The 1,294-nt window shown below is 52.0% G+C and carries 2 tRNA genes and 1 rRNA gene (1 of these 3 cut by a window edge); all 3 read left to right on the top strand.

The window, feature by feature from the left end:
- Positions 1-17: 17 nt before the first annotated feature.
- Positions 18-93, top strand: a tRNA-Ala gene (locus FH975_RS16165).
- A gap of 75 nt (positions 94-168) precedes the next feature.
- Positions 169-245 (top strand) — tRNA-Ile (locus tag FH975_RS16160).
- 223 nt (positions 246-468) lie between these two features.
- Positions 469-1,294 (top strand): 23S ribosomal RNA (locus FH975_RS16155); it runs 2,134 nt beyond the window's last position.

Genomic DNA, 1,294 nt, shown 5'->3' with positions numbered 1-1,294 from the left:
ATATGAGAGTCCCTTTTGGGGCCTTAGCTCAGCTGGGAGAGCACCTGCTTTGCAAGCAGGGGGTCGTCGGTTCGATCCCGACAGGCTCCACCATGTTTGAGCTGTATACCGAAGTCCCTTTCGAAGAGCCCGCACATCCATGTGCGTACTTTTTGAAAAAGCACTTTCGGGTCTGTAGCTCAGGTGGTTAGAGCGCACCCCTGATAAGGGTGAGGTCGGTAGTTCGAGTCTACCCAGACCCACCATTCTCTGAATGACGCATACAATCGATCTTTATACGCATCAGCACTGTGGCTGGTACGTGTTCTTTTAAAACTTGTGACGTAGCGAGCGTTTGAGATGTTCTATCAGACGTGTCGTGAGGCTAAGGCGAGAGACGCAAGTCTCTTTATTGATTGAGTCGTTATATTCGTATCCGGGCTTTGTACCCCCGGGTCATATGTAACCCAAGGCAACTTGCGGTTATATGGTCAAGCGAATAAGCGCACACGGTGGATGCCTTGGCGGTCAGAGGCGATGAAGGACGTGGCAGCCTGCGAAAAGTATCGGGGAGCTGGCAACAAGCTTTGATCCGGTAATGTCCGAATGGGGAAACCCACCCGCTTGCGGGTATCCTGCAGTGAATACATAGCTGCTGGAAGCGAACCTGGTGAACTGAAATATCTAAGTAACCAGAGGAAAAGAAATCAACCGAGATTCCGTAAGTAGCGACGAGCGAACGCGGACTAGCCCTTAAGCTGATTTGGTTCTAGGAAAACACTCTGGAAAGAGTGGCCATAGAAGGTGATAGCCCTGTATCTGAAAGGGCCATTTCAGTGAAGACGAGTAGGGCGGGGCACGTGAAACCCTGTCTGAACATGGGGGGACCATCCTCCAAGGCTAAATACTACTGACCGACCGATAGTGAACCAGTACCGTGAGGGAAAGGCGAAAAGAACCCCGGAGAGGGGAGTGAAATAGAACCTGAAACCGTGTGCGTACAAGCAGTAGGAGCTCCGCAAGGAGTGACTGCGTACCTTTTGTATAATGGGTCAGCGACTTACTGTTCGTGGCAAGCTTAACCGTATAGGGGAGGCGAAGGGAAACCGAGTCTGATAAGGGCGCATAGTCGCGGGCAGTAGACCCGAAACCGGGTGATCTAGTCATGCCCAGGGTGAAGGTGCGGTAACACGCACTGGAGGCCCGAACCCACTCCCGTTGCAAAGGTAGGGGATGAGGTGTGATTAGGAGTGAAAAGCTAATCGAACCCGGAGATAGCTGGTTCTCCTCGAAAGCTATTTAGGTAGCGCCTCAT

The organism is Nesterenkonia haasae, assembly GCF_010119385.1.
Lineage (GTDB): Bacteria > Actinomycetota > Actinomycetes > Actinomycetales > Micrococcaceae > Nesterenkonia > Nesterenkonia haasae.
Note: the sequence above shows the minus strand (reverse complement) of the source record. Positions and strands in the feature narration are given on the sequence as shown.